General features: G+C 72.7%; 22 protein-coding genes. 15 read left to right on the forward strand and 7 right to left on the reverse strand.

The window, feature by feature from the left end:
* Nucleotides 1–190 precede the first annotated feature (190 nt).
* Both O7633_RS31800 and O7633_RS31805 read right to left on the reverse strand, forming a co-directional pair.
* A complete protein-coding gene (locus O7633_RS31800) occupies nucleotides 191–1594 on the reverse strand; it encodes a HAMP domain-containing sensor histidine kinase (RefSeq protein WP_282325032.1) in 1404 nt (467 codons plus the stop codon).
* A 29-nt stretch (nucleotides 1595–1623) separates the two neighbouring features.
* Entirely contained in the window at nucleotides 1624–2313 is a 690-nt protein-coding gene (locus O7633_RS31805) for a response regulator transcription factor (protein WP_043962905.1), read from the reverse strand.
* Between the two features lie 73 nt (nucleotides 2314–2386).
* On the opposite strand from O7633_RS31805, the gene O7633_RS31810 reads away from it, so the two are divergent.
* Entirely contained in the window at nucleotides 2387–3304 is a 918-nt protein-coding gene (locus O7633_RS31810) for an ADP-ribosylglycohydrolase family protein (RefSeq protein WP_282325033.1), read from the forward strand.
* Between the two features lie 96 nt (nucleotides 3305–3400).
* Here O7633_RS31810 and O7633_RS31815 read toward each other — a convergent pair whose 3' ends face one another.
* Nucleotides 3401–4435: a YcnI family protein gene (locus O7633_RS31815; RefSeq protein WP_282325034.1), complete on the reverse strand. Its 1035-nt coding sequence runs from the start codon at nucleotides 4433–4435 to the stop codon at nucleotides 3401–3403.
* Between the two features lie 257 nt (nucleotides 4436–4692).
* Between O7633_RS31815 and thrS the strand changes: the two genes are divergently transcribed.
* Nucleotides 4693–6696 (forward strand): threonine--tRNA ligase, encoded by a 2004-nt coding sequence (gene thrS, locus O7633_RS31820; RefSeq protein WP_282325035.1) that lies wholly within the window; start codon nucleotides 4693–4695, stop codon nucleotides 6694–6696.
* Nucleotides 6697–6816: 120 nt separating this feature from the next.
* On the opposite strand, the gene O7633_RS31825 is transcribed toward thrS, so the two are convergent.
* On the reverse strand, nucleotides 6817–7557 hold the full coding sequence (locus O7633_RS31825) for a D-Ala-D-Ala carboxypeptidase family metallohydrolase (RefSeq protein ID WP_246384553.1): 741 nt from the start codon (nucleotides 7555–7557) through the stop codon (nucleotides 6817–6819).
* A gap of 148 nt (nucleotides 7558–7705) precedes the next feature.
* On the opposite strand from O7633_RS31825, the gene O7633_RS31830 reads away from it, so the two are divergent.
* Together O7633_RS31830 and O7633_RS31835 are read left to right on the forward strand one after the other, a co-directional pair.
* Nucleotides 7706–8218 carry an HIT domain-containing protein gene (locus tag O7633_RS31830; RefSeq protein ID WP_282328695.1) on the forward strand — a complete coding sequence of 171 codons (513 nt, stop codon included), beginning with the start codon at nucleotides 7706–7708 and terminating at the stop codon, nucleotides 8216–8218.
* 74 nt (nucleotides 8219–8292) lie between these two features.
* Nucleotides 8293–9351 (forward strand): aldo/keto reductase, encoded by a 1059-nt coding sequence (locus tag O7633_RS31835; RefSeq protein ID WP_282325036.1) that lies wholly within the window; start codon nucleotides 8293–8295, stop codon nucleotides 9349–9351.
* A gap of 4 nt (nucleotides 9352–9355) precedes the next feature.
* On the opposite strand, the gene O7633_RS31840 is transcribed toward O7633_RS31835, so the two are convergent.
* Entirely contained in the window at nucleotides 9356–11479 is a 2124-nt protein-coding gene (locus O7633_RS31840; RefSeq protein ID WP_282325037.1) for an elongation factor G-like protein EF-G2, read from the reverse strand.
* A 250-nt stretch (nucleotides 11480–11729) separates the two neighbouring features.
* On the opposite strand from O7633_RS31840, the gene pgsA reads away from it, so the two are divergent.
* From pgsA to O7633_RS31890, 10 genes are all read left to right on the forward strand, one after another.
* Nucleotides 11730–12362 carry a phosphatidylinositol phosphate synthase gene (gene pgsA, locus O7633_RS31845; RefSeq protein ID WP_074475966.1) on the forward strand — a complete coding sequence of 211 codons (633 nt, stop codon included), beginning with the start codon at nucleotides 11730–11732 and terminating at the stop codon, nucleotides 12360–12362.
* The gene (locus O7633_RS31850) at nucleotides 12359–13309 is read left to right on the forward strand and encodes a phosphatidylinositol mannoside acyltransferase (protein ID WP_282325038.1); all 951 of its coding nucleotides are present in this window, start codon (nucleotides 12359–12361) and stop codon (nucleotides 13307–13309) included. Before pgsA ends, O7633_RS31850 begins: the two co-directional genes overlap by 4 nt.
* A gap of 16 nt (nucleotides 13310–13325) precedes the next feature.
* Nucleotides 13326–14486, forward strand: coding sequence for a glycosyltransferase family 4 protein (locus O7633_RS31855; RefSeq protein ID WP_282325039.1), 1161 nt, complete (start codon nucleotides 13326–13328; stop codon nucleotides 14484–14486).
* 87 nt (nucleotides 14487–14573) lie between these two features.
* Entirely contained in the window at nucleotides 14574–15074 is a 501-nt protein-coding gene (locus O7633_RS31860) for a hypothetical protein (protein ID WP_074475969.1), read from the forward strand.
* 131 nt (nucleotides 15075–15205) lie between these two features.
* Nucleotides 15206–16123, forward strand: a complete 918-nt coding sequence (pdxS, locus tag O7633_RS31865) for a pyridoxal 5'-phosphate synthase lyase subunit PdxS (RefSeq protein WP_282325040.1) — start codon at nucleotides 15206–15208, stop codon at nucleotides 16121–16123.
* Nucleotides 16124–16206: 83 nt separating this feature from the next.
* Nucleotides 16207–16812: a pyridoxal 5'-phosphate synthase glutaminase subunit PdxT gene (pdxT, locus tag O7633_RS31870; RefSeq protein WP_178064270.1), complete on the forward strand. Its 606-nt coding sequence runs from the start codon at nucleotides 16207–16209 to the stop codon at nucleotides 16810–16812.
* Between the two features lie 240 nt (nucleotides 16813–17052).
* Nucleotides 17053–17802: a YebC/PmpR family DNA-binding transcriptional regulator gene (locus tag O7633_RS31875; RefSeq protein WP_074475971.1), complete on the forward strand. Its 750-nt coding sequence runs from the start codon at nucleotides 17053–17055 to the stop codon at nucleotides 17800–17802.
* A 21-nt stretch (nucleotides 17803–17823) separates the two neighbouring features.
* Nucleotides 17824–19506 carry a recombinase family protein gene (locus O7633_RS31880; protein ID WP_282325041.1) on the forward strand — a complete coding sequence of 561 codons (1683 nt, stop codon included), beginning with the start codon at nucleotides 17824–17826 and terminating at the stop codon, nucleotides 19504–19506.
* 477 nt (nucleotides 19507–19983) lie between these two features.
* Nucleotides 19984–20811, forward strand: a complete 828-nt coding sequence (locus O7633_RS31885; protein ID WP_282325042.1) for an IS5 family transposase — start codon at nucleotides 19984–19986, stop codon at nucleotides 20809–20811.
* 543 nt (nucleotides 20812–21354) lie between these two features.
* On the forward strand, nucleotides 21355–22416 hold the full coding sequence (locus O7633_RS31890; RefSeq protein ID WP_282325043.1) for an IS110 family transposase: 1062 nt from the start codon (nucleotides 21355–21357) through the stop codon (nucleotides 22414–22416).
* A gap of 75 nt (nucleotides 22417–22491) precedes the next feature.
* Here O7633_RS31890 and O7633_RS31895 read toward each other — a convergent pair whose 3' ends face one another.
* Both O7633_RS31895 and O7633_RS31900 read right to left on the reverse strand, forming a co-directional pair.
* Nucleotides 22492–23445: a permease prefix domain 1-containing protein gene (locus tag O7633_RS31895; protein ID WP_074475974.1), complete on the reverse strand. Its 954-nt coding sequence runs from the start codon at nucleotides 23443–23445 to the stop codon at nucleotides 22492–22494.
* Entirely contained in the window at nucleotides 23442–23783 is a 342-nt protein-coding gene (locus O7633_RS31900; protein ID WP_074475975.1) for a PadR family transcriptional regulator, read from the reverse strand. The genes O7633_RS31895 and O7633_RS31900 overlap by 4 nt, the downstream gene beginning before the upstream one ends.
* A 182-nt stretch (nucleotides 23784–23965) precedes the next feature.
* On the opposite strand from O7633_RS31900, the gene O7633_RS31905 reads away from it, so the two are divergent.
* On the forward strand, nucleotides 23966–24955 hold the full coding sequence (locus tag O7633_RS31905; protein WP_282325044.1) for a hypothetical protein: 990 nt from the start codon (nucleotides 23966–23968) through the stop codon (nucleotides 24953–24955).
* Nucleotides 24956–25008 lie beyond the last annotated feature (53 nt).

The raw sequence follows: 25008 nt of genomic DNA on the forward strand, positions 1-25008 counted from the left end.
GTTGTGGGGGGACCGCACTCCCGCCGCGCGCACGGCTCCACCGACCGGTGGAAACCCGGAACTGGCCGGTGGAACTGATGGGTTCGTCCCAGATCCTGCCACCGGGCGTCCGATGTGCCGCCGTGGTTAATCCGGATCTAAGGAAGACTTGCGTCTGCGCACAACCGGCCGGTCCCGGCCGGTCGCCGGGTCAGCCGTCCGACGGGCGTCGGCGGGGCCAGCGGCGGCCCTCGGCCTTCGGCTCCCGCGCGTCCCGGGCCATCCGTCCGACCAGGCCGAACCGGCTGACCTGTCGCGGGGTGGCCTCCGGGTCGGCCAGCAGCATCACCACGCTGGCCCCGCCGAGCCGGGCCCGGTCGATGCTGACCGACCCGTTGGCCTGCAACGCCACCCGCTTGGCGATGTCCAGCCCCAGCCCCGTGGAGCCCTGGTCGCTGGCCCCCCGGCGCAGCGCCCGGTCCGGGTTGGCGATGCCGGGGCCGGCGTCGTCGATGCGGATCGCCACATACCCGTCGCGGCGGGAGACCGCCACCTCGAACGCGGTGCCTTGCGGGGTGTAGCGGAACACGTTGCCGATCACCGCGTCGAGCGCGGCGGCCAGCTCGGCGCGCGGCACCGGCGCCGGGATGCGCAGCTGCGCGCCGCTGACGCGGTGCGGCCGGTTCTGGTCGCCGGCGAGGGCCGACCAGAACACCATCCGGTCCCGGACGACCTCGCTGACGTCGCACATCGCCGGCCCGGCCTCGTGCGCGACCGCCTTGCGGGTCGTGTTGATCAGCACGTCGATCTCGCCCTCCAGGGTGACGATCGCCTGCCGGATCCGCCGGATCGCCCGCCGGCGGTCCAGCTCCGCCTCGGTGAACGAGCCGACGCTGGTGTCGTCCGAGTCGAGCCCGTCGGCGTCCAGCCGCAGCACGGTCAGCGGGGTCCGCAGCCGGTGCGACAGGTCGGCCACCAGCTCCCGCTCGTCGGTGCGGGCCGCCACCAGCCGGTCGGCCATCCGGTTGAACGCGTAGCCGGCCTCGGCCAGCTCGCGCGGGCCGGTCGGCTCGACGCGTACCCCCAGGTCGCCGTCGCCGACGGCGAGGGCGGCCTGCACCAGCCCCCGGGTCGAGTCGACCGTGCGGGCCGCGACCCGGTCCACCACCAGCACGGCGGCGCCGACCAGCGCCACCGCCACCGCCCCCAGCAGCAGCCAGCGGCCCGTGGCGCCCTCGTCGAGGGCGGCGTCCGGGACGAACACCTCGACCACGGCCACCGAGTCGCCCAGCACCACCGGGTCGAGCCGCAGCACCCCGCCCGGCACGTCGGTGACCACGGAACGCCGGTCGGCGGCGGCCCGGGCCAGCGCCGCCCCGTCGGCCCGGCCGGCCGTGTCGTCGCCGCCCAGCCCGTGCACCACCGGCCGGGTCGCCGGGTCCTCGCCGCTGGCCTCCACCGCGCGCTGCACGACGGCCGGCTCGGTGCTGACCGCGAGGGTCCCGGTGACCAGCGCGCTGCGCCGGGCGGCGTCCGCGACGGCCTCCTCGCGGGTCCGCTCGCCCAGGCTGATGCCGAGGGGCACCAGGAAGGCGAGCGCGACGAGGCCGCACATGCCGGCCGTGAGCCAGGCCAGCGCGGCCCTCAGTCCGGGGCCACCAACCGGAAGCCCACCCCCCGCACGGTGCGCAGGTAGCGCGGCTTCGCCGCGGACTCGCCCATTTTGCGACGTAGCCAGTAGAGGTGGACGTCGATGGTCTGGTCCTCGCCGACCGACGGCTGCCGCCATACCTCCTCCAAGAGTTCCCGGCGGGACACTACCCGCCCGGGCCGGGCGGCGAGATACGCCAACAGGTCGAATTCCTTGCGGGTCAGCGCGAGGGGCACCCCGTCGAGCAGGGCGCTGCGCTCCCCGACGTCCACCCGCAGGCCGCCGACGGTGTGCACGGCCGGCTGCACGGTCCGGCTGGCCCGGCCGGCGCGGCGCAGCACGGTGGTGATGCGGGCGTCCAGGTGCGCGCCGGTGAACGGCTTGACCATGTAGTCGTCGGCCCCCGCCCGCAGCAGCCGCACCACCGACTGCTCGTCGTCGCGGGCGGTGGCGATGATGATCGGCACGTCGGTGATCCCGCGCAGCATCCGCAGGGCGTCCGAGCCGTCGAGGTCGGGCAGACCCAGGTCCAGCACCACCAGGTCGGGGGTCTGGGCCGCGACCCGGCGCAGCGCGTCCAGCGCGGTGCCCACGGCGTGCACGGCGTGCCCACGGTCGGCGAGGGACCGCAGCATCGCGCCGCGTACGACGTGGTCGTCTTCGACCAGGAGCACCGTGGCCACGTCAGCACCGTACTCGTGATGGCAAGCGGGGCGCGTTGCGGCGCACCCGGCGACCGGGCAAGCTGGTACGGCCATGGCATTCACGCTCTTCGCGGACACCCGCGCGGCGCTCGCCCGGGACAGCCTGCACGGCCTCTCCGTCGGCGACGCCCTCGGCTCGCAGTTCTTCGTGCCGGGCCGGCGGCCCGCCGACCTCGCCGCCGGCCGGCTCCCGCCGACGCCGTGGCAGTGGACAGACGACACCGAGATGGCCTGCTCCGTGGTGGCCGAGCTGACCGGGGCCGGGGAGATCGACCGGGACCGGCTGGCGCTGGCCTTCGCGCACCGCTGCGAGCCGTACCGCGGCTACGGGCCCGGCGCGGTGACCATCCTGCGCCTGATCCGCACCGGCACGCCGTGGCCCGTCGCCGCGGCCTCCGCGTTCGACGGGCAGGGCTCGTGCGGCAACGGCGCGGCGATGCGGGTCGGCCCGCTCGGGGCGTGGTTCGCCGACTCGACCCGGCAGGCGGCGGCCCAGGCCCGGGCCTCCGCCGAGGTCACCCACGCCCACCCGGAGGGCATCGCCGGCGCCGTCGCGGTCGCGGTGGCCGCCGCGCTGGCCACCCGGGCCCGCCTCGACGGGGACCGCCCGCCGCCGTCGCGGTTGCTCGCCGCCGTGGCCGCGGCCCTCGACCCCGGCGAGGTGCACCAGGGGGTACGCCGCGCCGCCGGCCTGCTGGGCCGCCCCCTCGCGGTCGCCGTGGACGCGCTCGGCAACGGCTCCCGGGTGACCGCGCAGGACACGGTGCCGTTCACGCTCTGGGCGGCGGCGACCCACCTCGACGACTACCCGGCCGCGATCCGGGCCTGCGTCGAGGCGGGCGGGGACGTCGACACCACGGCCGCCATCGTCGGGGCGGTCGTGGCCGCCCACACCGGCGTCGGCGCGCCGGGCGGCGTACCCGCCGACTGGCTCGCCGCCCGCGAGCCCCTGCCCGACTGGGTCGCCTGACCGGCGGGCGTCTCCCACCGGGCGGGCCGCAGGGCCGGTCGCCGGCCCGGCTGCCGGGCGCGGCCGCGTCGCCTGCCTCGCGGAGCCGTCGCCGGGCTACCGGCCCGCCGGCTGCGGCTCCACCACCGCGCCGGCCGGCTCGTCCGAGGCGGTCGTCCCGCCGGCGGCCCCGGCCGGCTCGCCCGCAGCGGCCCCGCCCATGGTCCCGGCCGGCGCGTGCGTGGCGGTCGTCCCGCCGATGGTCCCGGCCGGCGCGTGCGTGGCGGTCGTCCCGTCGGCGGTCCCGGCCGGCTCGCCCGCGTCCGGCGGCGGGAGGTCGCCGTCGAGGATGCGGCGCAGGTCGTCGCCGTCCGGCGTGGTCGCCGCCGCCTGGTCGGTCCGCCGCCGCCACCGGGTCGCCAGCCAACCGAGCGCGGCGCCCCCGCCGAGCCCCGCGACCAGACCCGCCGCCAGCAGGGCATCGGTGAACCCGCGGTCGCCTGCCGCGGCGCCGTCCGACAGGGCGACGGCCGGCGTGGGAGCCTCGCCGGCCGCCGTCGTGTCGGACGGGCCCCCGCCGTGCGCACCGGCGGCCCCGTCCCCGCCGTGCCCGCCCGCCGCTGCCGGCAGCAGGGTCAGCACCGGGGCGGGCCGCGCGCCGCCGGCGGGGTCCGCCCAACGCACGACCGTGCCGTCGGAGTACGTCTGCACCACCTCGAACACCATCTTCTCGGCCTGCGGCAGCGGCCCCATCGAGACGGCGAGGCGGGCGGGACCGGCGGGCGCGCCCTTGGCCCGGGTCCAGACCACCGAGGCGGTGACCGTGTCCATCGTCGTGCCGTGGATGCCGGGGATGGGCTCGGCCAGCTTCCGGGTGGTGATCAGGGGGGCCCAGCCGGTCACCGACATCGGGTACGCCTCGCCCACGGGCGCCGCCGCCGGCAGCCGCAGCTCGATCCGTTCGGTGCGGGCACCGGGGCGCTCCTCGGGCACGACGATCTCCAGCCGTACCGGGTCGCCCTGGCGGGCCTGCTCCGGGGTGCTCGTCACGTCCGCCGCCAGCGCCGTGCCGGCCCAGCCCAGCGTCGCGGCGACGACGGCCACGGCGGCCGACGCCGCCAACCGGAGCCCTCGTTCGTACGTGCGGATCATCGCCACCCTCGCCCCACCCTTCGTCTTCCTCCGGCCGCCTGTGCCACCGGCCCCACCCGGTAGTTCGGCTGGCGCGGCCGAAAGGTTCAATCCGGCGCCCGCCCGCGGCCGGCCGCCGTGCGCCGCGTCGCCCGGCCCTCGGCGTTAATAAGGGGCCCTTCCACTACCGAATGCGATAAGAAGGGGCCCTTCCTTGCCCGCTAGCATCAGCGGGGGCGGCCGGCCGGCCGCATCTGTCGTCCTCTGGAGGAGTCACCGTGTCCGCACCCCGTACCCCCGTCGTGGCCGACCCCGTCGTCGTCGCCGCCGGGACGACGGCGGCCGACGCGGTGGCCGCGGCCGGGCTGCCGTCCAGCGGCCCGAAGGCGGTCGTCGTGGTCCGCGACCCGCAGGGTAACCTGCGCGACCTGGACTGGGCGCCCGCCGAGGAGACCGTCGTCGAGCCGGTCGCCCTCGACACCCCGGACGGGCTCAACGTGCTGCGCCACTCGACCGCGCACGTGCTCGCCCAGGCGGTGCAGGACGTGTTCCCCGAGGCGAAGCTCGGCATCGGTCCGCCGATCGAGAACGGCTTCTACTACGACTTCGCCGTCGGCAAGCCGTTCCAGCCCGACGACCTGGCGAAGCTCGAGAAGCGGATGCAGGAGATCGTCAAGTCCGGGCAGCGGTTCCGGCGGCGGCGGTTCGCCAGCCTCGACGAGGCGAAGGCCGAGCTGGCCGCCGAGCCGTTCAAGCTGGAGTTGATCGACGTCAAGGGCGAAGGGCTGGACTCCTCCGAGGTGATGGAGGTCGGCGGTGGCGAGCTGACCATCTACGACAACCTCGACGCCAAGGAGGAGAAGGTCTGCTGGTCGGACCTGTGCCGGGGCCCGCACCTGCCGAACACCCGGCTCATCGGCGCGTTCAAGCTGATGCGCTCGGCCGCCGCCTACTGGCGGGGCAGCGAGAAGAACCCCCAGCTCCAGCGGGTGTACGGCACCGCGTGGCCGACCCGCGACGAGCTGAAGGCGTACCTGAGGCTGCTGGAGGAGGCCGCCCGGCGCGACCACCGCAAGCTCGGCGTCGACCTGGACCTGTTCAGCTTCCCCGACGAGCTGGGCTCCGGCCTGGCGGTCTTCCACCCCAAGGGCGGGATCATCCGGCGGGAGATGGAGAACTACTCGCGGATCAAGCACGAGCAGGCCGGCTACTCCTTCGTCAACACCCCGCACATCACCAAGGGCCACCTGTACGAGGTCTCCGGGCACCTCGACTGGTACGCCGACGGCATGTTCCCGCCCATGGAGGTCGAGGGCGCGAACTACTACCTCAAGCCGATGAACTGCCCCATGCACGACCTGATCTTCCGGTCCCGGGGCCGCTCCTACCGCGAGCTGCCGCTGCGGATGTTCGAGTTCGGCACGGTCTACCGCTACGAGAAGTCCGGCGTGGTGCACGGCCTGACCCGGGTGCGGGGCATGACCCAGGACGACGCGCACATCTTCTGCACCGAGGAGCAGATGGCCGGGGAGCTGAAGTCGCTGCTCGCCTTCGTGCTCGAACTGCTGCGCGACTACGGCCTGGACGACTTCTACCTGGAGCTGTCGACCCGCAACCCGGAGAAGTCGGTCGGCACCGACGAGAACTGGGAGCGGGCGACCGAGGCGCTGCGCTCGGCGGCGCAGGAGTCCGGCCTGCACCTGGTGCCCGACCCGGGCGGCGCGGCCTTCTACGGGCCGAAGATCTCCGTGCAGGCCAAGGACGCCATCGGCCGGACCTGGCAGATGTCCACCATCCAGGTCGACTTCAACCTGCCGGAGCGCTTCGGCCTGGAGTACCAGGCGGCCGACGGCAGCCGGCAGCGACCCGTGATGATCCACCGGGCGCTGTTCGGGTCGATCGAGCGGTTCTTCGGCGTGCTCACCGAGCACTACGCGGGGGCGTTCCCGGCCTGGCTGGCCCCGGTGCAGGTGGTAGGCATCCCGATCCGCGAGGACCACACCGACTACCTGCACGGATTCGTCGCGGCGCTGCGCGCCGAGGGCATCCGGGCCCAGGTGGACGCGGGCGACGACCGGATGCAGAAGAAGATCCGCACCGCCCAGCAGCAGAAGATCCCGTTCATGGTGATCGCCGGGGACGACGACGTGGCGGCCGGCACGGTGTCGTTCCGGTACCGCGACGGCTCGCAGCGCAACGGCGTGCCGGTCGCCGAGGCGGTGGCCCACGTGCTCGACGTGGTCAACTCCCGCACCAACGCCGGCCCGTCGGCGCAGGGGTAAGGCGCAAGGAAGGGCACCCTCTTAACGCATTCGGTAGAGAAGGGTCCCCCTCTCACGGCGGCCGCCGGTGAGGCGCTCGGCGGCTGCCGGGCGAGGGGGACCCTTCCTGCGTGGGGCGGGTCAGATGCCGCAGCTCGGGGCCGACCAGCCGCCCGCCGCTCCGACGTGGACGTGGTCGTTGTGGTCCGGGTACCCGGGGCCGAGGATCTGCGCGAAGCCGTGGTTGCGGGCCTGCTGGGCCAGCCGGCACAGCGAGTGCGGGCCGGAGCCCATGTCGACGCCGTCGCCGTAGAGGTGCCGGCTGTTGGACGCGCCGCCGACCGCGCTGTTGCAGGCGTAGCTGCGGAAGCCGCTGGTGATCCGGATCGACTGGTCGCCGAGCGCGTGCCGCAGGGCCTGGAGCTTCCACATCGACACGAGGGCGTTGAACCGCGCGGTGCTCGCCGACACCGCCCCGCCGGACCAGTCGCCGTTGCAGTTGTTCAGCTCGGCGTAGCTGAAGTTGACCGGCGTGCAGTCGTCGTCCTGGAGCGCGTACAGCTTGGTGAAGGTCTGCGGGCCGGCGACGCCGTCGGCGGACAGGCCGTACGCCTGCTGGAAGCGGATCAGCGCCGAGCGGGTGGCCGGGCCGAACGAGCCGTCGATGCCGAGGACCGCGCCGTAGCCGGGGTAGCCGGCGAGGCGGATCTGGAGCTGCCGGACGTCCTCGCCGGTGGCGCCGGAGGCCAGCGACCGGCCCCACGTGTAGCACCCGTCGGCGTGCGCGGCGCCGGTCGTCACGGTCAGCCCGACCAGGGTGGTGGTGGCGGCGAGAGCGCAGGCGGCCAGGGCCCTGCCGAGCCGGCGGAGTGCGGTCTTCACGTGATCTCCCATCGACGGTTGTCGAGCCTTTCCTGACCGGAAGCTTCATCGATCGACGTCTCTCCGTCAAGATTCTTCACCCCCTATCCGCCGCCGGGACCGTAGGATCGACGGCGTGACAGGGGCGGAACGGCACACGGGCGACGGCATGACCGACGGGCTGGAACGGCTCTGGACCCCGCACCGGATGACGTACGTCTCCGGCGAGGACCGCCCCGAGGGCGGCTACGACAAGCCCGGTGGCTGCCCGTTCTGCCTCGCCCCCGGCCTGCCGGCCGAGGAGAGCCTGGTGGTGGCCCGGGGCGAGCGGGTCTTCGCGGTGCTCAACCTCTACCCCTACAACCCGGGGCACCTGCTGGTCTGCCCCTACCGGCACGTGCCCGACTACACCGACCTCGACCTCGCCGAGACCGCCGAGCTGGCGGCGTTCACCCAGACCGCCATGCGCGTGGTGCGGCGGGTCAGCAACGCCCACGGGTTCAACCTGGGGATGAACCAGGGCGGCGTCGCCGGGGCCGGCATCGCCGAGCACCTGCACCAGCACGTGGTGCCCCGGTGGGGCGGCGACGCCAACTTCATGCCGGTGATCGGGCGCACGAAGGTGCTGCCGCAGCTGCTCACCGACACCCGCGACCTGTTCCGCCACGCCTGGCCGAGTTGACCCTGCGTGGCCGGTTCGCCCCGTTCCGGTGAAACGGCCGCCCGCGGCGGCGCTCCGAGTGGCACGATCTGGCGGTGGCAGTGACGACACGGACATTGGGTCGCAGCGGCATCGAGGTCAGCGCCCTCGGCATGGGCTGCTGGGCCATCGGCGGCCCCTGGGCCGAGGGCGTCCAGCCGCTGGGCTGGGGCGCGGTCGACGACGCCGAATCGATCCGGGCGGTCCGCCGGGCGCTCGAGGTCGGCGTGACCCTCTTCGACACCGCCGACACGTACGGCGCGGGCCACGGCGAGCAGGTCCTCGGCCGGGCCCTCGCCGGCCGCCGCGACGAGGCCGTGATCGCCACCAAGTGGGGCTACACGTTCGACCCCGCGACCCGCCAGGCCACCGGGCAGGACGCCTCGCCGGCGTACCTGCGCCGGGCCGTGGCCGACTCGCTGCGCCGCCTCGGCACCGACCACATCGACCTCTACCAGCTGCACCTGGGCGACCTGCCGGTGCCGCGCGCGCAGGCGCTCTTCGCGGCCTGCGACGACCTCGTCGCCGAGGGGCTGATCCGGGCGTACGGGTGGAGCACCGACCGGGTGGACCGGGCCGACGCCCTCGGTCAGGGCGCCCGCCTCGGCACCGCCGTGCAGCACGACCTGTCGGTGCTGCGCGACACCCCCGACATGCTCGCCGTCTGCGACAAGTACGACCTGGCCAGCATCAACCGCGGCCCGCTGGGCATGGGCCTGCTCACCGGCAAGTACGCCGCCGGCGCCACCCTGCCCCGCGACGACGTGCGGGGGGCGACGGCGACCTGGCTGGAGTGGTTCCGCAGCGGCCGGCCCGCCCCGGAGTGGCTGCGCCGGGTCGGCGCGGTCCGGTCGGCGCTGACCGCCGACGGCCGCACCCTCGCCCAGGGGGCGTTGGGCTGGCTCTGGGCCCGCAGCGGGCGGGCGGTCCCGATCCCCGGCTGCCGCACGGTCGCCCAGGTGGAGGAGAACGCCGCGGCGCTGGCCCTCGGCCCGCTGGCCCCGGACCACTTCGCCGAGGTGGAACGCCGACTGGCGGCGCTGCGGTCGGCGGCCCTGCGCTCCGCCGACCGCCCCTACTGGCCGATGCCGCCGACCCCGCCCACCCGCCCCTGAGCGGTCAGTGGGTGGGTGCGGGGTCGTAGCGGGTGAACCGGCGGCGGAAGGTGCCCGTTCCCGAGGTGAGCGAGCGCAGCTCGACGGCGTAGCGCAGCAGCTCGACGGCCGGCACCTCGGCGCGCACCAGCGCGTGCCCCTCGGCGTCCGGGTCGGGCTCGGTGCCGAGCACCCGGCCGCGCCGCCCGGCCAGGTCGCCCAGCACCGCGCCGACGGTGTGCCCCGGCACCCGCACGACCACCTCGTCGACCGGCTCCAGCAGGACGGGCTGGCCCTTCTCGGCGGCGTCGCGCAGCGCGAGCGCCCCGGCGGTCTGGAACGCCGCGTCGGAGGAGTCGACGCTGTGCGCCTTGCCGTCGACCAGGGTCACCCGCAGGTCCACCACCGGGTGCCCGGCGACCAGGCCCCGCTCCAGCTGCGCCCGGACGCCCTTCTCCACCGACGGGACGTACTGGTGCGGCACCGCGCCGCCGACGACCCGGTCGACGAACTCGAAGCCCGCGCCCCGGGGCAGCGGCTCCACCTCGATGTCGCAGACGGCGTACTGGCCGTGGCCGCCGGACTGCTTGACGTGCCGGCCGTGCCCCTTCGCGGGCCCGGCGAGGGTCTCCCGCAGCGGCACCCGCACCGGCTCGGTGTCCAGCTCGACGCCGCCGCCGCGCAGCCGGTCGAGCACCACGTCGGCGTGCGCCTCGCCCATGCACCACAGCACGAGCTGGTGGGTCTCCGGGTTGCGTTCCAGCCGCAGGGTCGGGTCGCCGGCGACGAGCCGGGCGAGGTTGCGGGCCAGGGCGTCCTCGTCGGCGCGGCTGCGCGCGACGACGGCGACCGGCAGCAGCGGCTCGGGCATCTCCCACGGGGCGACCAGCAGCGGGTCGTCCTTGGCGGAGATGGTGTCGCCGGTCTCCGCGCTGCCCGACTTGGTGACGGCGCAGATGTCGCCGGCCACGCAGACGCCCACCTCGCGCAGGCTCGCGCCCAGCGGCGTGTAGACGTGCCCGACCCGCTCGTCGGCGTCGTGGTCGGGGTGCCCCCGCTCGGCCATGCCGTGCCCGGCGACGTGCACGGTCAGCTCGGGGCGCAGGGTGCCGGAGAAGACCCGGACCAGCGACACCCGCCCGACGTGCCGGTCCACGGTCGTGCGCACCACCTCGGCGACGAGCGGGCCGGACGGGTCGCAGGCCAGCGGCGGCCGGGGCGAGCCGTCGACCCCGGTGACGGCGGGCAGCTCGTGCTCCAGCGGCGAGGGGAACGCCGACACCAGGCCGTCGAGCAGCACGTCCAGGCCGACCCCGGTCGCCGCGCAGACCGGCAGCACCGGGTGGAAGTGCCCCCGGGCGACGGCCTTCTCCAGGTCGGCGACCAGCACGGCGGTGTCGATCTCCTCGCCGGCGAGGTAACGGTCCATGAGGGACTCGTCCTCGCTCTCGGCGATGATCCCCTCGATCAGCTCGTTGCGGGACTCGGCGATCGCCGGCAGGTGCTCCGGGTCCGGCTCGCGCACCTGCGCCGGCAGGCCGGCGGTGTAGTCGAGGACCCGGCGGGTGACGAGGCCGAGCAGCCCCGCGACCGACTCCCCGTCGTCGCCGAGCATCGTCAGGTGCAGCGGCAGCACGTTGTCGCCGAAGACCCGCTGGCACAGCGCCACGGCCTCGTCGAAGTCGGCGCGCGGGTGGTCCAGCCGGGTCACCGCGACCGCCCGGGGCATGCCGACGGCGGCGCACTCCTCCCACAGCGCGGCGGTGGTGGCGTCCATCCCGTCGACGGCGGAGACCACGAACAGGGCGGCGTCGGCGGCCCGTAGGCCGGCGCGCAGCTCGCCGACGAAGTCGGCGTAGCCGGGGGTGTCCAGCAGGTTGATCTTGACGCCCTGGTGCACCAGCGGGGCGCAGGCCAGGCTCACCGAGCGCTGCTGGCGCACGGCGGCCGGGTCGTGGTCGCAGACCGTGGTGCCCTCGGCGACCGAGCCGGCCCGGCCGATCGTGCCGGTGGCGGCGAGCAGCGCCTCGACCAGGGTCGTCTTGCCGGCCCCGGAGTGCCCGACGAGCACCACGTTGCGTACCCCGCCGGGCTCGGTCACCGTCGGCGCGCCGCCGGCGGCCCCCTTGTCCTGACTCTTCTGCGCCATGGGGCGCACCTCCCTTGGCCGGTGGTGGGTGGCGACCGCCGCGCGCGACGGGAAGCGGCCCGATGCCGCTGCCGCGGCGACATCCTCCGGTGATCCGCCGCACGGCGGGCACGGGACGGTCCGGCGGGTGAGCTAACTCACCCCCACGCTCGATCTCACACCTCTTGCGGAGCCGGCACAAGACTTCCCCGGGCGGGTCGGCGACCGGGGCGTACCGTCCCGGGGTGCCGGCCGTTATCGTGGGACCGCCATGGCGAAGATCTTCCAAGTGTCGGCCCGCGCGGGGATGACCCGCGTCGTCGAGCCGATCGCGCGCCGCCTGCTCCGTGCGGGCGTGACCCCGAACGCCGTCACCGTGACCGGCACCCTCGGGGTGCTCGTCGGCGCGCTCGGCCTCGGCGCCCGCGGCCATCTCGTCGCCGGCGCGCTGGTCGTGACGTTCTTCGCGCTCACCGACCTGCTCGACGGCACGATGGCCCGGATGAGCGGGGGCTCGACGCGGTTCGGCGCGTTCCTCGACTCGAGCATGGACCGGGTCGCCGACAGCGCCGTCTTCGGCGCGGTCGCCTACTGGCTGGCCACCGAGGGCGACCACGCCGGCGTCGCCGCCGCGCTGCTCTGCCTGGCCGCCGGGGGCCTCGTCTCCTACGTCAAGGCCCGCGCCGAGGGCCTCGGCATGACCTGCAACGTCGGCATCGCCGAGCGCACCGAGCGGCTGCTCATCGTCGGCGTCGGCGGCCTGCTCACCGGCGTCGGCGTCCCGTACGCCCTCCAGGTCGCCCTCTGGTTGCTGGCCGCCGTCTCGATCTTCACCGTGGGGCAGCGGATGGCCCACGTCTACCGGCAGGCCCAGGCGAGCACGCCGAGCGGGTCCCGGGGGTGAACCTCACCGAGCTGGGCTACGTCGCCGGCTGGCGCCTGGCCCGCGCGCTGCCCCGGCCCGTCGTGGCCGCGGCCTTCCGGGCGGGCGCCGACCGCGCCCACCGCGCCGGCGGCGGGGGTACGGCCCGGCTGCGCGCCAACCTGCGCCGGGTCGTCGGCCCCGAGCTGCCCGAGGCGGAGCTGGACGACCTGGTCCGCCGCGGCCTGCGCTCCTACGCCCGCTACTGGATGGAGGCGTTCCGGCTGCCGGCGCTGAGCCGCGCGCAGATCCTCACCGGGTTCCGGCTCGCCCCCGACGGCGTCGACCGGCTCGCCGCCGACGTGGCCGCCGGCCGGGGCGCGGTGGTGGCGCTGCCGCACGCCGGCAACTGGGACGCCGCCGGGGCCTGGGTGGCCGCCACCGGCTGGCCGATCACCACGGTCGCCGAGCGGCTCAAGCCCGAGGGCGTCTACCAGCGCTTCCTCGCCTTCCGCCGGGGCCTCGGCATGGAGATCCTGCCCACCCACGGCGGGGACCGCCCCGCCTTCGACGTGCTGGTCGACCGGCTGCGCAGCGGCGCGGTGGTGCCGCTGCTGGCCGACCGGGACCTCTCGGCCCGGGGGATCGAGGTCGACTTCTTCGGCGCGCGCACCCGGATGCCCGCCGGCCCGGCGCTGCTGGCCATCCGCACCGGCGCCCCGCTCTACGTCGCCTCGATGTGGTACGAGCCGGACGCCGCGTGCGCCTCGATCGCCGGCCCGCTGCCCCTGCCCGACGCCGACAGCGGGCCGCTGGACCAGCGGGTCCGGGTGCTGACCCAGCACATTGCCGACGGTCTGTCGGCGGGCATCGCCCGGCATCCGGAAGACTGGCACATGTTGCAGCGGATGTGGCTGGATCAGCGCGGCACCGGCGACGACGGGTCCCGGCCCGCCGCCGGCCCGCCGGCCGCCACCGGGACGGCCTGAGGCGAAGGGGCGCGGAATGCGGATCGGCATCGTGTGCCCATACTCCTTCGACGTGCCCGGCGGGGTGCAGAACCACGTGATGGACCTGGCGGAGGCGCTGCTCGGGCTCGGGCACGAGGTGAGCGTCCTCGCGCCCGCCGACGAGGACTCCCCGCTGCCGCCGTACGTGGTGCCGGCGGGCCGGGCCGTGCCGCTGCCGTACAACGGGTCGGTGGCCCGGATCGCGTTCGGCCCGGTCTCCTCCGCCCGCGTCCGGCGCTGGATCGCCCGGGGCGACTTCGACGTGCTGCACGTGCACGAGCCGCTGACCCTGAGCCTGTCGATGCTGGCCGTGCTGTCGGCCAAGGGGCCGGTGGTGGCCACCTTCCACACCGCGATGACCCGCTCCCGGGTGCTCGCCGCCGCCCAGGGCGTGCTCCAGATCGTGCTGGAGCGGATCACCGCCCGCATCGCGGTCAGCGCGCTGGCCCGCAAGGTCCAGGTCGAGCACATGGACGGCGGCGCGGTGGAGATCCCCAACGGCGTCACCGTCGCCAAGTTCAGCCACGCGGCCCCGCTGCCCGGCTGGCCCGGGGGGTGCGGGCCCGGCGAGGGCGGCACGCTGGGCTTCCTCGGCCGGTTCACCGAGGCCCGCAAGGGCTTCCCGATCCTGCGCGACGCGTTCGTCGAGCTGGCCGCCGTCCGGCCCGGGCTGCGGCTGCTGGTCGCCGGGCCGGGCGACCCGGACGACCTGTTCGACCGGTTTCCCGCCCCGCTGCGCGACCGGGTCACGTTCCTCGGCCTGGTCTCCGAGGCCGACAAGGCGCGGATGCTGCGCAGCGTCCACCTCTACGTGGCCCCGAACACCGGCGGCGAGTCGTTCGGGATGATCCTCACCGAGGCCCTGGCCGCCGGCACGACCGTCGTCGCCAGCGACCTCGACGCGTTCCGCCGGGTCCTCGACGGCGGCCGGGCCGGGCAGCTCTTCCCCACCGGCGACGCCGGGGCGCTGCGGGCGGCCCTCACGGGCCTGCTCGACGATCCGGCGCGGCGGGCCGAGCTGACCGCCTGCGGCGACCAGGTGGTGGCGCACTTCGACTGGCCCGTGGTCGCCCGCCGGGTCCTGGAGGTCTACGCGGCGGCGATCGAGGCGACCGACGGGCGGGTCATCGACCAGGAATGGGCGGGGCCCGGCTGAGTGGTGTGACCGGGGTGGCTTCCGTGACGGGAGTGACGCCGGCCGCGTCGGCCGCACCCCGGACGAGGCGAACGGAGCAGCACTACGATGCCGGGCATGTGGTGGGTGGTGGGCGCGAGCCTGGTCGTCGGACTCGTCGCGGCGTACCTGATCTGGACCGCCGGCCGGGTCGAGCGGCTGCGCGTCCGCGCGGAGTCCGCCGCCCGGGCCCTCGACGCGCACCTGCTGCGCCGCGCGGCGGCGGCGGCCGTGCTGGCCGAGCGGCGCTACGGCGTCGAGCTGTACGCGGCGGCCCGGATCGCGCTCGACGCCGAGCCGCAGGAGCGGGAGGCCGCCGAGAACGACCTCACCCGGCAGTTGCGGGCGGTGCGGCTGGACCCGGCCGACCCGGACTGCGAGGCGGTGATCGCCGCGAGCCGGCGGCTCGCCCTGGCCCGCCAGGTGCACACCGACCTGGTCCGCGACGCCCGCTCGGCGCGCGGCCGCCCCCTGGTGCGGCTGTTGCGGATGGGGCGGCGGCACCCCTGGCCGCGCTACTTCGACATCGACGACCCGACCCTGGAGCTCCCGGCCGACGTGCCCGCCTGAGCCGCGCCGGCCGGGTGACGACGGCCACAGGGCAGGCCACCGTGGGTCTGATTGGCTGTCGGAGCGGCGTTGCGCCCGACGTAGCATTCAGCTAGCCGTCACCCCCCGAGCACGCCGAGGAGCGATGACCCGTGCCCGAAACCACCTCCCCGAACGCCAGCGCCACCCCCGTCGTCGGGACCGCCCGCGTCAAGCGCGGCATGGCCGAGATGCTCAAGGGCGGCGTGATCATGGATGTGGTCACCCCCGAGCAGGCCAAGATCGCTGAGGACGCCGGCGCCGTCGCGGTGATGGCCCTGGAGCGGGTCCCCGCCGACATCCGCGCCCAGGGCGGGGTGTCCCGAATGAGCGACCCCGACATGATCGACGGCATCATCGACGCCGTGTCGATCCCGGTCATGGCCAAGGCCCGCATCGGCCACTTCGTCGAGGCCCAGGTCCTCCAGGCCCTCGGCGTGGACTACGTCGACGAGTCCGAGGTGCTGACCCCCGCCGACTACGCCAACCACATCGACAAGTGGGCGTTCACCGTCCCCTTCGTGTGCGGGGCGACCAACCTGGGCGAGGCGCTGCGCCGGATCACCGAGGGCGCGGCCATGATCCGCTCCAAGGGCGAGGCCGGCACCGGCGACGTCTCCAACGCCACCATGCACATGCGCAGGATCCGCCAGGAGATCGCCCGGCTCGGCTCCCTGCCGGCCGACGAGCTGTTCGTCGCGGCCAAGGAGCTCCAGGCGCCGTACGAGCTGGTCCGGGAGGTCGCCGAGACCGGCAAGCTCCCGGTGGTGCTGTTCACCGCCGGCGGCATCGCCACCCCGGCCGACGCGGCGATGATGATGCAGCTCGGCGCGGAGGGCGTCTTCGTCGGCTCCGGCATCTTCAAGTCCGGCAACCCGGCGCAGCGCGCCGCCGCGATCGTGAAGGCCACCACCTTCCACGACGACCCGGACGTGCTGGCCAAGGTCTCCAGGGGCCTCGGCGAGGCGATGGTCGGCATCAACGTCGACGAGATCCCGCAGCCGCACCGCCTGGCCGAACGCGGCTGGTGACGGTGCAAGGAGGGGCCCCCTGTTAACGCATTCTGCATAGGAAGGGCCCCTTCCCAACCAACCGGCCAAGGAGAGGAGCGAACGTGACGGCAGCACCCGCCATCGGTGTGCTCGCGCTCCAGGGCGACGTCCGGGAGCACGTGGCGGCCCTGACCGGCGCGGGCGCGCACGCCCGTCCCGTACGCCGGCCGCGGGAGCTGGACGCGGTCGACGGCCTGGTCATCCCGGGCGGGGAGTCCACCACGATCAGCAAACTCGCCGACATCTTCGACATGCGCGAGCCGATCGACAAGCGGATCGCCGCCGGCATGCCGGTCTACGGCTCCTGCGCCGGCATGATCATGCTGGCCACCGAGGTGCTCGACGGCCGTCCCGACCAGCGGGGCTTCGCCGGCATCGAGATGACGGTGCGGCGCAACGCGTTCGGCCGGCAGGTCGACTCGTTCGAGGCCCCGGTGGCGATCGCCGGGGTCGCGGGGGAGCCGTTCCACGCGGTGTTCATCCGGGCGCCCTGGGTCGAGCGGGTCGGCGTCGGGGTCGACGTGCTCGGCGAGGTGACCGAGGGGCCGGCCGCCGGGCGGATCGTCGCGGTCCGGCAGGGCAACCTGCTGGCCACCTCCTTCCACCCCGAGCTGACCGGCGACCTGCGGCTGCACCGCTACTTCGTGGACCTGGTGCGCGCCGCCTGAGCCGTGGCCGAGGGCCCGCCCGGAACGTCCGGGCGGGCCCTCGGCGCGTCCGCGGCCGGGCGTGCCGGTGCCGGGTGTGACACCGCCGCGTGCCACCTCGGTAGGATTGCCGCGGTTCGGCAGGGCTCCGCGCCCGCCGCGGCCATCCACGCAGAGCCGACCGGCCCGTCGTGCGCCGGTGGAGAAGTGGAGTTGGCGCGGGCAGTCGACGCCGGCGTGATCAACAGACGGAGGTAGCAGATGTCCGGCCACTCAAAGTGGGCGACCACCAAGCACAAGAAGGCCGTGATCGACGCCAAGCGCGGCAAGATGTTCGCCAAGCTGATCAAGAACGTCGAGGTCGCGGCCCGCACCGGCGGCGGTGACCCGGCCGGCAACCCGACGCTCTACGACGCCATCCAGAAGGCGAAGAAGAACTCCGTACCGAACGACAACATCGACCGGGCGGTCAAGCGCGGCTCCGGCCTGGAGGCCGGCGGCGCCGACTGGCAGACGATCATGTACGAGGGGTACGGCCCGAACGGCGTCGCGATGCTCATCGAGTGCCTCACCGACAACCGCAACCGGGCGGCGACCGAGGTGCGCACCGCGCTGACCCGCAACGGCGGCTCGCTCGCCGACGCCGGCTCGGTGTCGTACATGTTCTCCCGCAAGGGCGTGGTGATCGTCCCCAAGGCCGGCACCAGCGAGGACGACGTGATGCTGGCCGTCCTCGACGCGGGCGCGGAGGAGGTCAACGACCTCGGCGAGGCGTACGAGGTGGTCTCCGAGCCGGGCGACCTGATCGCGGTCCGCACCGCCCTGGAGGACGCCGGCATCGAGTACGAGTCGGCCGAGTCGTCCCTCGTCCCCAGCGTCAACGTGCAGCTGGACGAGGACGGCGCGCGCAAGGTCTTCAAGCTGATCGACGTCCTGGAGGACTGCGACGACGTGCAGAACGTCTACGCGAACTTCGACGTCTCCGACGAGATAGTTGCACAACTGGCCTGATGGTGTCTAGCCTGCCGTCTCATGACCGGCAGAAGACCCCTGCGCGCCAGCCTGTACGTCCGTCTGTCCAAAGCCGCTGATGATCGCAACCTGTCCAAGCAAGGCATGGTTGATGATCTTCGGCGGCTTTGTACTACTCACGGCTTCGCCGAGGTGGCCCTACACGTCGATGACGGCGCGTCCGGTGGCATCCGCAACCGGCCAGCCTTCAAGTCGTGGCTCGCTGACGCCAGTGAGGGGCGCGCTGACGTCCTGGTGGCGTGGCACGTAGACCGCCTGTCCCGTGAAGGCCTGAACGTCGCTGCGGTGATCCTGGACGTCATCGAGGGCAAAGACCCTGAGACAGGCAAGGTGGTCCGCCCGCCGGTACGGCTGATCGGCTTCGATGACCGGCTTGACTCTGCCGATGGGGACGGCTTCCGCCTGAACTTCCTCATCAAGGCTGAGCTTGCTCGCGCTGAGCTGTCTCGGATGAAGTCACGCGCTCAGGCGCGGGTACGGCGCATGCGCAAGGAGAAGCGCTCTATCGGTGGCCTCACGCCGTACGGGTATCAGCGCGCCACGCGAGGGCCGCTGGAGTTGGAACACGATCCGGTCAGCGCACCCATCCTGCAAGACATGGTTCGTCGCGTCATCGACGGAGCGAGCGTCGGCAGCGTCGCCAGGGACCTCAACGCCAGGGGAGTGCTCTCACCTCGGGATCACGCCGCGATGCGTGACACCGGCCAGCCTCGCAGGGACAAGGAAACAGGGGAGCCTCTTCCTCGCCAGGCGTGGACTGACGAGACTGCCCGCCGGATGCTGACCAATCCTGTCCTGTTGGGTTACCTCACGGAAGACAGGAAGATCATCAGGGACATCGACGGCTCCCCTGTGTTGCGCGGTGAGCCGCTGATCACAAAGAACGATTGGGATGCGCTGCAAGACGCCATCAACGGCGCGAAGAGGCCGAAGACTCGTAAAGCCCCTGACGCGCTGCTGTCTGGTGAGGCGAACTGCCCCGAGTGTGGATCGGTTCTTCACTACCACTACTTGGTGAAGCCTGAGAGGAAGCAGGAATACAAATATTACCGCTGCGCTGGCAGGACTCGTAAGGGCAACGGTTGTACGGCAGCAGCACTGCGTGCTGAGGAGCTTGAGCAGGCTGTGACAGATTTCGTCCTCAGCGCTTTCGGTGATCTGGAGATCATGAAGAAGGCGTACGTTCCTGGCGATGATGTCGCGACTCGTCTTGCTGAGGTTGAGGAACGCTTGAGTGAGCTGAGGGAGGATCGTAAGGCCGGACTGTTCCGGGGCGAGCAGGGCACTGCGGAATTCCGAGAAATGTACGCCTCACTTGAGCAGCAGCGCGAAGAGTTGGAGGCTATGCCGTCGCGTCCTGAGGGTTGGAAGTACATCCCCACGGGCCGCACCTACCGGCAGCAGTGGGACGGCACTGACACTGTCGGCCGTAGGAAGACCCTCAATGAGGTTGGTGTAAAGGTCTGGGCAGGCAAGTGCGAGGGTGATGACGCCTCAGAGATCCTGAGTCAGCTTCAGAAGTTGCCTGATCCTCCGCAGGGGCTTATCGGTACACGTAACGGCATCGCCCTCATGATCACTGTGGGTGACGATATTGAGAGTCGGTTGAGCGGTAACCCTGATGCTGTCGCGCATTGGGGACCTGATTCCGATTGGGAGACTCCCTCGCTGAAGCTGAACTAGCGTCAGCACACCCATGGAATCCCCATGGTTGTAGGGCCGGTGATCCTCAGGGGTTGCCGGCCCTTTGAGTTTCTGACCTGCTGTTATTCCATATGTGGGCTGAGTGGCTGCATACATGTCTCTGAGTTGCTGATACCCACGGGTGAAGCATCTAGATGCTTCATGGGTGATGCACTAACCATACAAATGATCCACCCAAAGGATTTAAAGCTTTTCTAGGGCACCTCTGATACTTCAGATCAATTTCGCAGGAGCGAAGCGCCTGCGGTGCCGGATGCGCGAAGCGCTCTACACCATGCAAGAGTCTCTGATGCATCACCAGTGGGTATCAGCAGGTCAGAGGCTTGCAGTGCTGAGCAAGGGGGAGAAGCGGCTTTTCAGGCCTCAGAGAGCGTTTGGGATGTGTGCTCGTCGGGTGTTTCGCACAGTGGGTGCGATCGATGGGCCGGGTTCGGTCGGTAGACGGGTATTGATCGAGTGCGGCGGTACCCGTCTGACCTGACCGATGCCGAGTGGGAGATCGTCGAGCCGATGCTGCCGTCGCCTCAGTGGATGGGTAGACCGGAGAAGCATCCTCGTCGGGCGATCGTCGACGGCATCCTGTACGTGGTGCGTACCGGCTGCGCGTGGCGGTACCTGCCGGTGGACTTCCCGCCCTGGCAGACGGTGTACTCCCACTTCCAACGCTGGAACCGGCGGGGTGTGACCGAGCGGATCCTCACCGAGCTGCGGGAGCAGGTCCGCCTGGCCCACGACCGGCAGCCGCAGCCCACCGCCGGGATCATCGACTCCCAGTCGGTCAGGGCCGCGGACACCGTGCACTCCGACACCCGTGGCTATGACAGTGGGAAGAAGGTCAACGGCCGTAAACGGTTCATCGTGACCGACACCCTCGGGCTGCTGGTGACCGTCTGGGTCCTGGCCGCTTCGTGGCAGGACCGCGACGGCGCGAAGGGCGCCCTGCTCGCCACCTATGCGGCGACGCCGATCCGGCACGTGTTCGCCGACTCCGGGTTCGCCGGGCGTCTGGTCGACTGGGCCCGCGACATCCTGCGCACCACCCTGGAGATCGTCCGCAAACCCGCCGACCAGCAAGGATTCGTCGTGCACCGCCGCCGCTGGGTGGTGGAGAGGACCCTGGCCTGGCTCACCGCCCACCGCCGCCTGGCCCGCGACTACGAAACACGCCCCGCCACCTCCGAGGCCATGATCCGCTGGGCCGCGATCGCCGGCATGCTCGCCCGTCTCACCCGAGGCGGACCCGCCACCCGCCAACAACGCCGCACCTTCAACACACCCGACTGACAGACATGCGAAACGCTCTCTAAGGATTGGCCCATTCGCAGTTCATGCTTACTCCTTTAGTCGGCCTTATATAACTAATCGACTAAAGGGCCTACACAAACCATAAGTGATCTTGGTTATAAACGGCAATATTGGCCCGGATTCAGCTCCATTCCAGGGTAAGTAATAGGTAGAGGAGAAAAGTGAACGCGCGCATATGAAAGCGGCGTTAGGTTGGAATGGTGGGAAGATTGGGTTGAGGCGCGCTACTCCTCTGCGCGCCTCCCCATTACACCAGAGCGGCGGTCGGCTGACTGTGAAGCTGGCCTGGTCGGTCCGTTGGTGATGGGCTGATGTCGGCAGCAGTGGACGTGACTCTTCGTCTGACTGGCTTCGTGCCTTTCGCGGGACTTGTCCGTCTGCTGCTGCCGGCGCCGGCCCGGCGGGAGACCTTTGGCCTGATCAGGAGCTTGACCGCCAGTTAGCGGCTGGCGTGTCTCATCACAGTCCTGCCATCTCCGCACCGGACCGGACCCTTGCGTCCCCACGGTGAGGAGAGAACGCATGTCCATGCTGGCAGATCTGGTCGAAGTCGTCATCGGCGTCGACACCCACAAAGACACCCACACCGCCGCCGTGCTCGACACCCGCACCGGCGGGGTCCTCGCCAGGCTCACGGTGAGCACCGATCCGGACGGCTACGCCGAGCTGGTGGCCCTGGCCGATGGGCAGTCGGGGTTGCGGGCCTGGGCACTCGAAGGCACCGGCGGCTACGGCGCCGGCCTTCACCGCCACCTGGCCGATGCCGGTGAGCTGGTCGTCGAGCTGGACCGCCCGAAGCGGCCCGTCCGCCGGGCCGGGGCGAAGTCCGACCCGATCGACGCCGAACGCGCCGCCCGCGACGCGTTGGCCCGTACCAGGCTGGCACAGCCCAAGACCGGCCCCGAACGGGCCGCGTTGCAGATGCGACTGACCGCCCGCAGAGCGGCTGTCGAAGCCGCCACCGCCGCACAACGGCAGCTACACGCGATGGTCATCACCGCCCCGGAGGCAGTACGCACCCGCTTCCGCGGGCAGAACACCCGCGCGATGATCACCACCGCCAGCCGGCTGCGACCCACCACCGCAAGCAGTGACATCGAGGCCACCACCGCGCTGACAGTGCTGCGTGACCTCGCTCGACGCATCCGGACACTGGAAGCAGAAGCCGCCGGCCACGAAACGGCGATCCGCACGATCGTGCGTTCCTGGCGGCCCGACCTGCTCGACCTCACCGGCGTCGGACCGATCGTCGCCGCCACCGTACTCACCGCCTGGTCCCACCCCGGACGCTGCCGCAACGACGCCGCGTTCGCCATGCTCGCCGGCACCGCCCCGATCCCCGCCTCCTCCGGCAAGACCGTCCGCTACCGCCTCAACCGCTCAGGCGACCGGCAACTCAACCGAGCCCTGCACACCGTCGCACTATCCCGACTGCGCTACGACGAACGCACCCGCGCCTACGCCGACCGCCGCCGAGCCCAAGGCAAAACCGACCGAGAGATCAAACGCTGCCTCAAGCGCTACATCGCCCGAGACCTCTACCGACGCCTCGAAAACCCACCCCACCCACTTGACACGCCATAGGAGCGTCCCTTCGCGCCCGGGCGGCGCGCCGCCCGGGCCGGCCCGCAGGTGGCGGACCGGCCCGGGCGCGGGGCCTCAGGCGGCCCGGCGGCGGGCCTGCCCGGCGATGGCCACCGTGTTGCGCACCAGCGACGCCACCACCGCGACCAGGGCGATCGTGTAGACGACGTCGAGGTTGGCGCCGTCGCGCAGCCAGTCGACGCGCTGCACGAACTCGGGGTTGAGCAGCCGGTCGGTGAGGACGAGCCAGGCCACCGGCACCGCGAACGCCAGGTCGAGGGTGACCTTCGTGGCGACCAGCGGCCAGGTCCAGCGGCCGGCCCGGTGCCTGGCCACCTGGAGGGCGATCTCGGCGACCAGCAGGGCGATGAGCGCCGGCAGCCAGAACCGCCACAGCGCGGGGTCGAGCACCGGGATGTGGTCGCCCGCGTCGTCGCGTACCCAGGACCGGAAGTGCTGCCAGGGCAGGAACGCGATCAGGAGCACCAGGGCCGCGATCGACACGGCCGTGTCGGCGAGTGGGGCGGCGCGCCCGGCCGGCCGGTCCTCGGGGAGCTGGTCGACGGTCCACCGGGGCAGGTGGACCGGCAGGCTCAGCCGCTCGACGACCGCGAAGGTGAGCGTGACCCAGAAGGCGACCTGGACGACCACCTCGATGCCGGTGGTGACGCCGACGCCGATGGCCGAGCCCACGCTGCCGCCGTCGACGGCGTCGAGCACGGCCACCAGGGCGCCGATGGCGATCGGCACGGTGGCGAGCAGCAGCCGCAGCAGCCGCCGCCAGGCCAGGTAGTAGGTGGGGCCGATGAGCTGGAGGCGATGGTCGGCGTACCGGGCGGCCAGCCGTTCGGGGTTGCCCAGCTCGGTGAGCACCTCGCGTTCGGCGGTCTCGCGGTCCTGGCCGGCGTCGGTGCGGCCGTCGATCATGTCGGCGATGGAGGCCCGCAGCTCGTCGGCGATCTCCGCCCGGCGCGGGGCGGGCACCGCCCGCAGCGTGGCGGCGAGGTAGCGGTCGGTCAGGGAACTCATCGGGCCACTCCTTCGATCAGGCCGGTGAGGGATCTCTGCACGGCGGAGAAGTCGGCGAGCAGCAGGCGCAGCACCGATTCCCCCTCGTCGCTGGTCCGGTAGAACTTCCGGGGCCGGCTCTCCTCGGTGTTCCACTCGCTGGTCAGCAGGCCCTGCTCCTCCAGTCGGCGCAGCAGAGGGTAGAGCGTGTTGGCGTCCACGGGGAAGCCGTGGTCGGTGAGCCGCTGGAGCAGGGCGTAGCCGTAGTCGGGTCGGCGCAGCGCGACCAGGCTCGCCACCACCACCGTGCCCCGGCGCAGCTCCTGGAGATGGGTGCGCAGGATGTCGTCGCTTACCACGGCTCACACGATAGTGTGTGGCACACAATATTGCTAGCCACCGGGGCCACCGTTGCCGTTTTGTCCGTTTAGCGCATCATTGGGGCATAGATCTGTTTTCCTCATGTGGCGTACTCCTTCCGAGGGCGGGAGGGCAGACGGACAAGAGGCAGAGCGTGAAACTGGTAAGACGAATGGCATCAGTGGCGACCGTTGCCGTCGCCGGAGCGGGGATGGCGGGGCTCGTCGCCCTGACGACCGGTGGTCCCGCCGTCGCGGCACCCGGTGACGCCAGCGCCCGTGGTGTGGTGGTGGATCTCTCCGCCAGCGTCCTGGGGGTGCCGGTCATCACCGCCAACGCCACCATCGGCAGCGCGACCGCGCCGCCCGGCGGCGGCACCGACACCACCACCGGGCTCGCCGTGACGATCCCCGGTGCGGTGGGGGTCACCGCCAGCGGCACCGTGCTGGAGGTCAGCGCCACCCGTGGGCCGACGGCGTCGTCGGCGAACGCCGACATCGCCGAACTGGCGCTCGGGATCCTGGGCGTTCCGGTCGTCGCCGCCGACCTGATCACCGCCGAGGTGAACTGCCCGCAGAGCGGCGCGCTCACCGCCGACACCAACGTCGTCGGGCTGACCCTGTTCGGCGCGCCCGCCGTGCTGGTGCCGAACACCCCCGGGGTGACCGCCAGCGCCGCCGTCGTGGTGCCCGGCCTGACCGAGGCCAGCCTCACCGTCACCCTCACCGCGGTGGAGGAGACCACCGCCGACACCGCCGCCGCGGTCGCGGTGCTGGCCACCGTCCAGTTGACGGGCTCGGTCGACGGCGGCCAGGTCGTCGACATCCCGGTCGGCACCGTCATCCTCGCCGAGGCCAACTGCGAGCGGCCGTTGGCCCCGACGTCGCCGACGGCCACCCCGACGCAGCCGACGGCCTCGCCCACCGTGACGCCGACGGCGTCGCCGACGCAGCCGACGGCGTCGCCCACCGTGACGCCCACGGCGTCGCCCACCCAGCCGACGCAGTCGCCGACCGCGTCGCCGTACCCGACGCACCACCCGCACCTGCCGGTGACCGGCGACAGCGGAACGGGGCTGTGGTGGACGCTGGGCCTGGGCACCGGGATGGTCACCCTCGGCGCGGGCGCCGTACTGGCCGTCCGTCGCTCCCGTCGGATGACCGGGGCGTGACGACCGGGGCGTGCTGACCGGCTGTCGCCGCTGAGGCGGCGCGGAGTGGGACC

It is taken from the genome of Micromonospora sp. WMMD712 (genome assembly GCF_029581295.1).
GTDB classification, from domain to species: domain Bacteria; phylum Actinomycetota; class Actinomycetes; order Mycobacteriales; family Micromonosporaceae; genus Micromonospora; species Micromonospora carbonacea.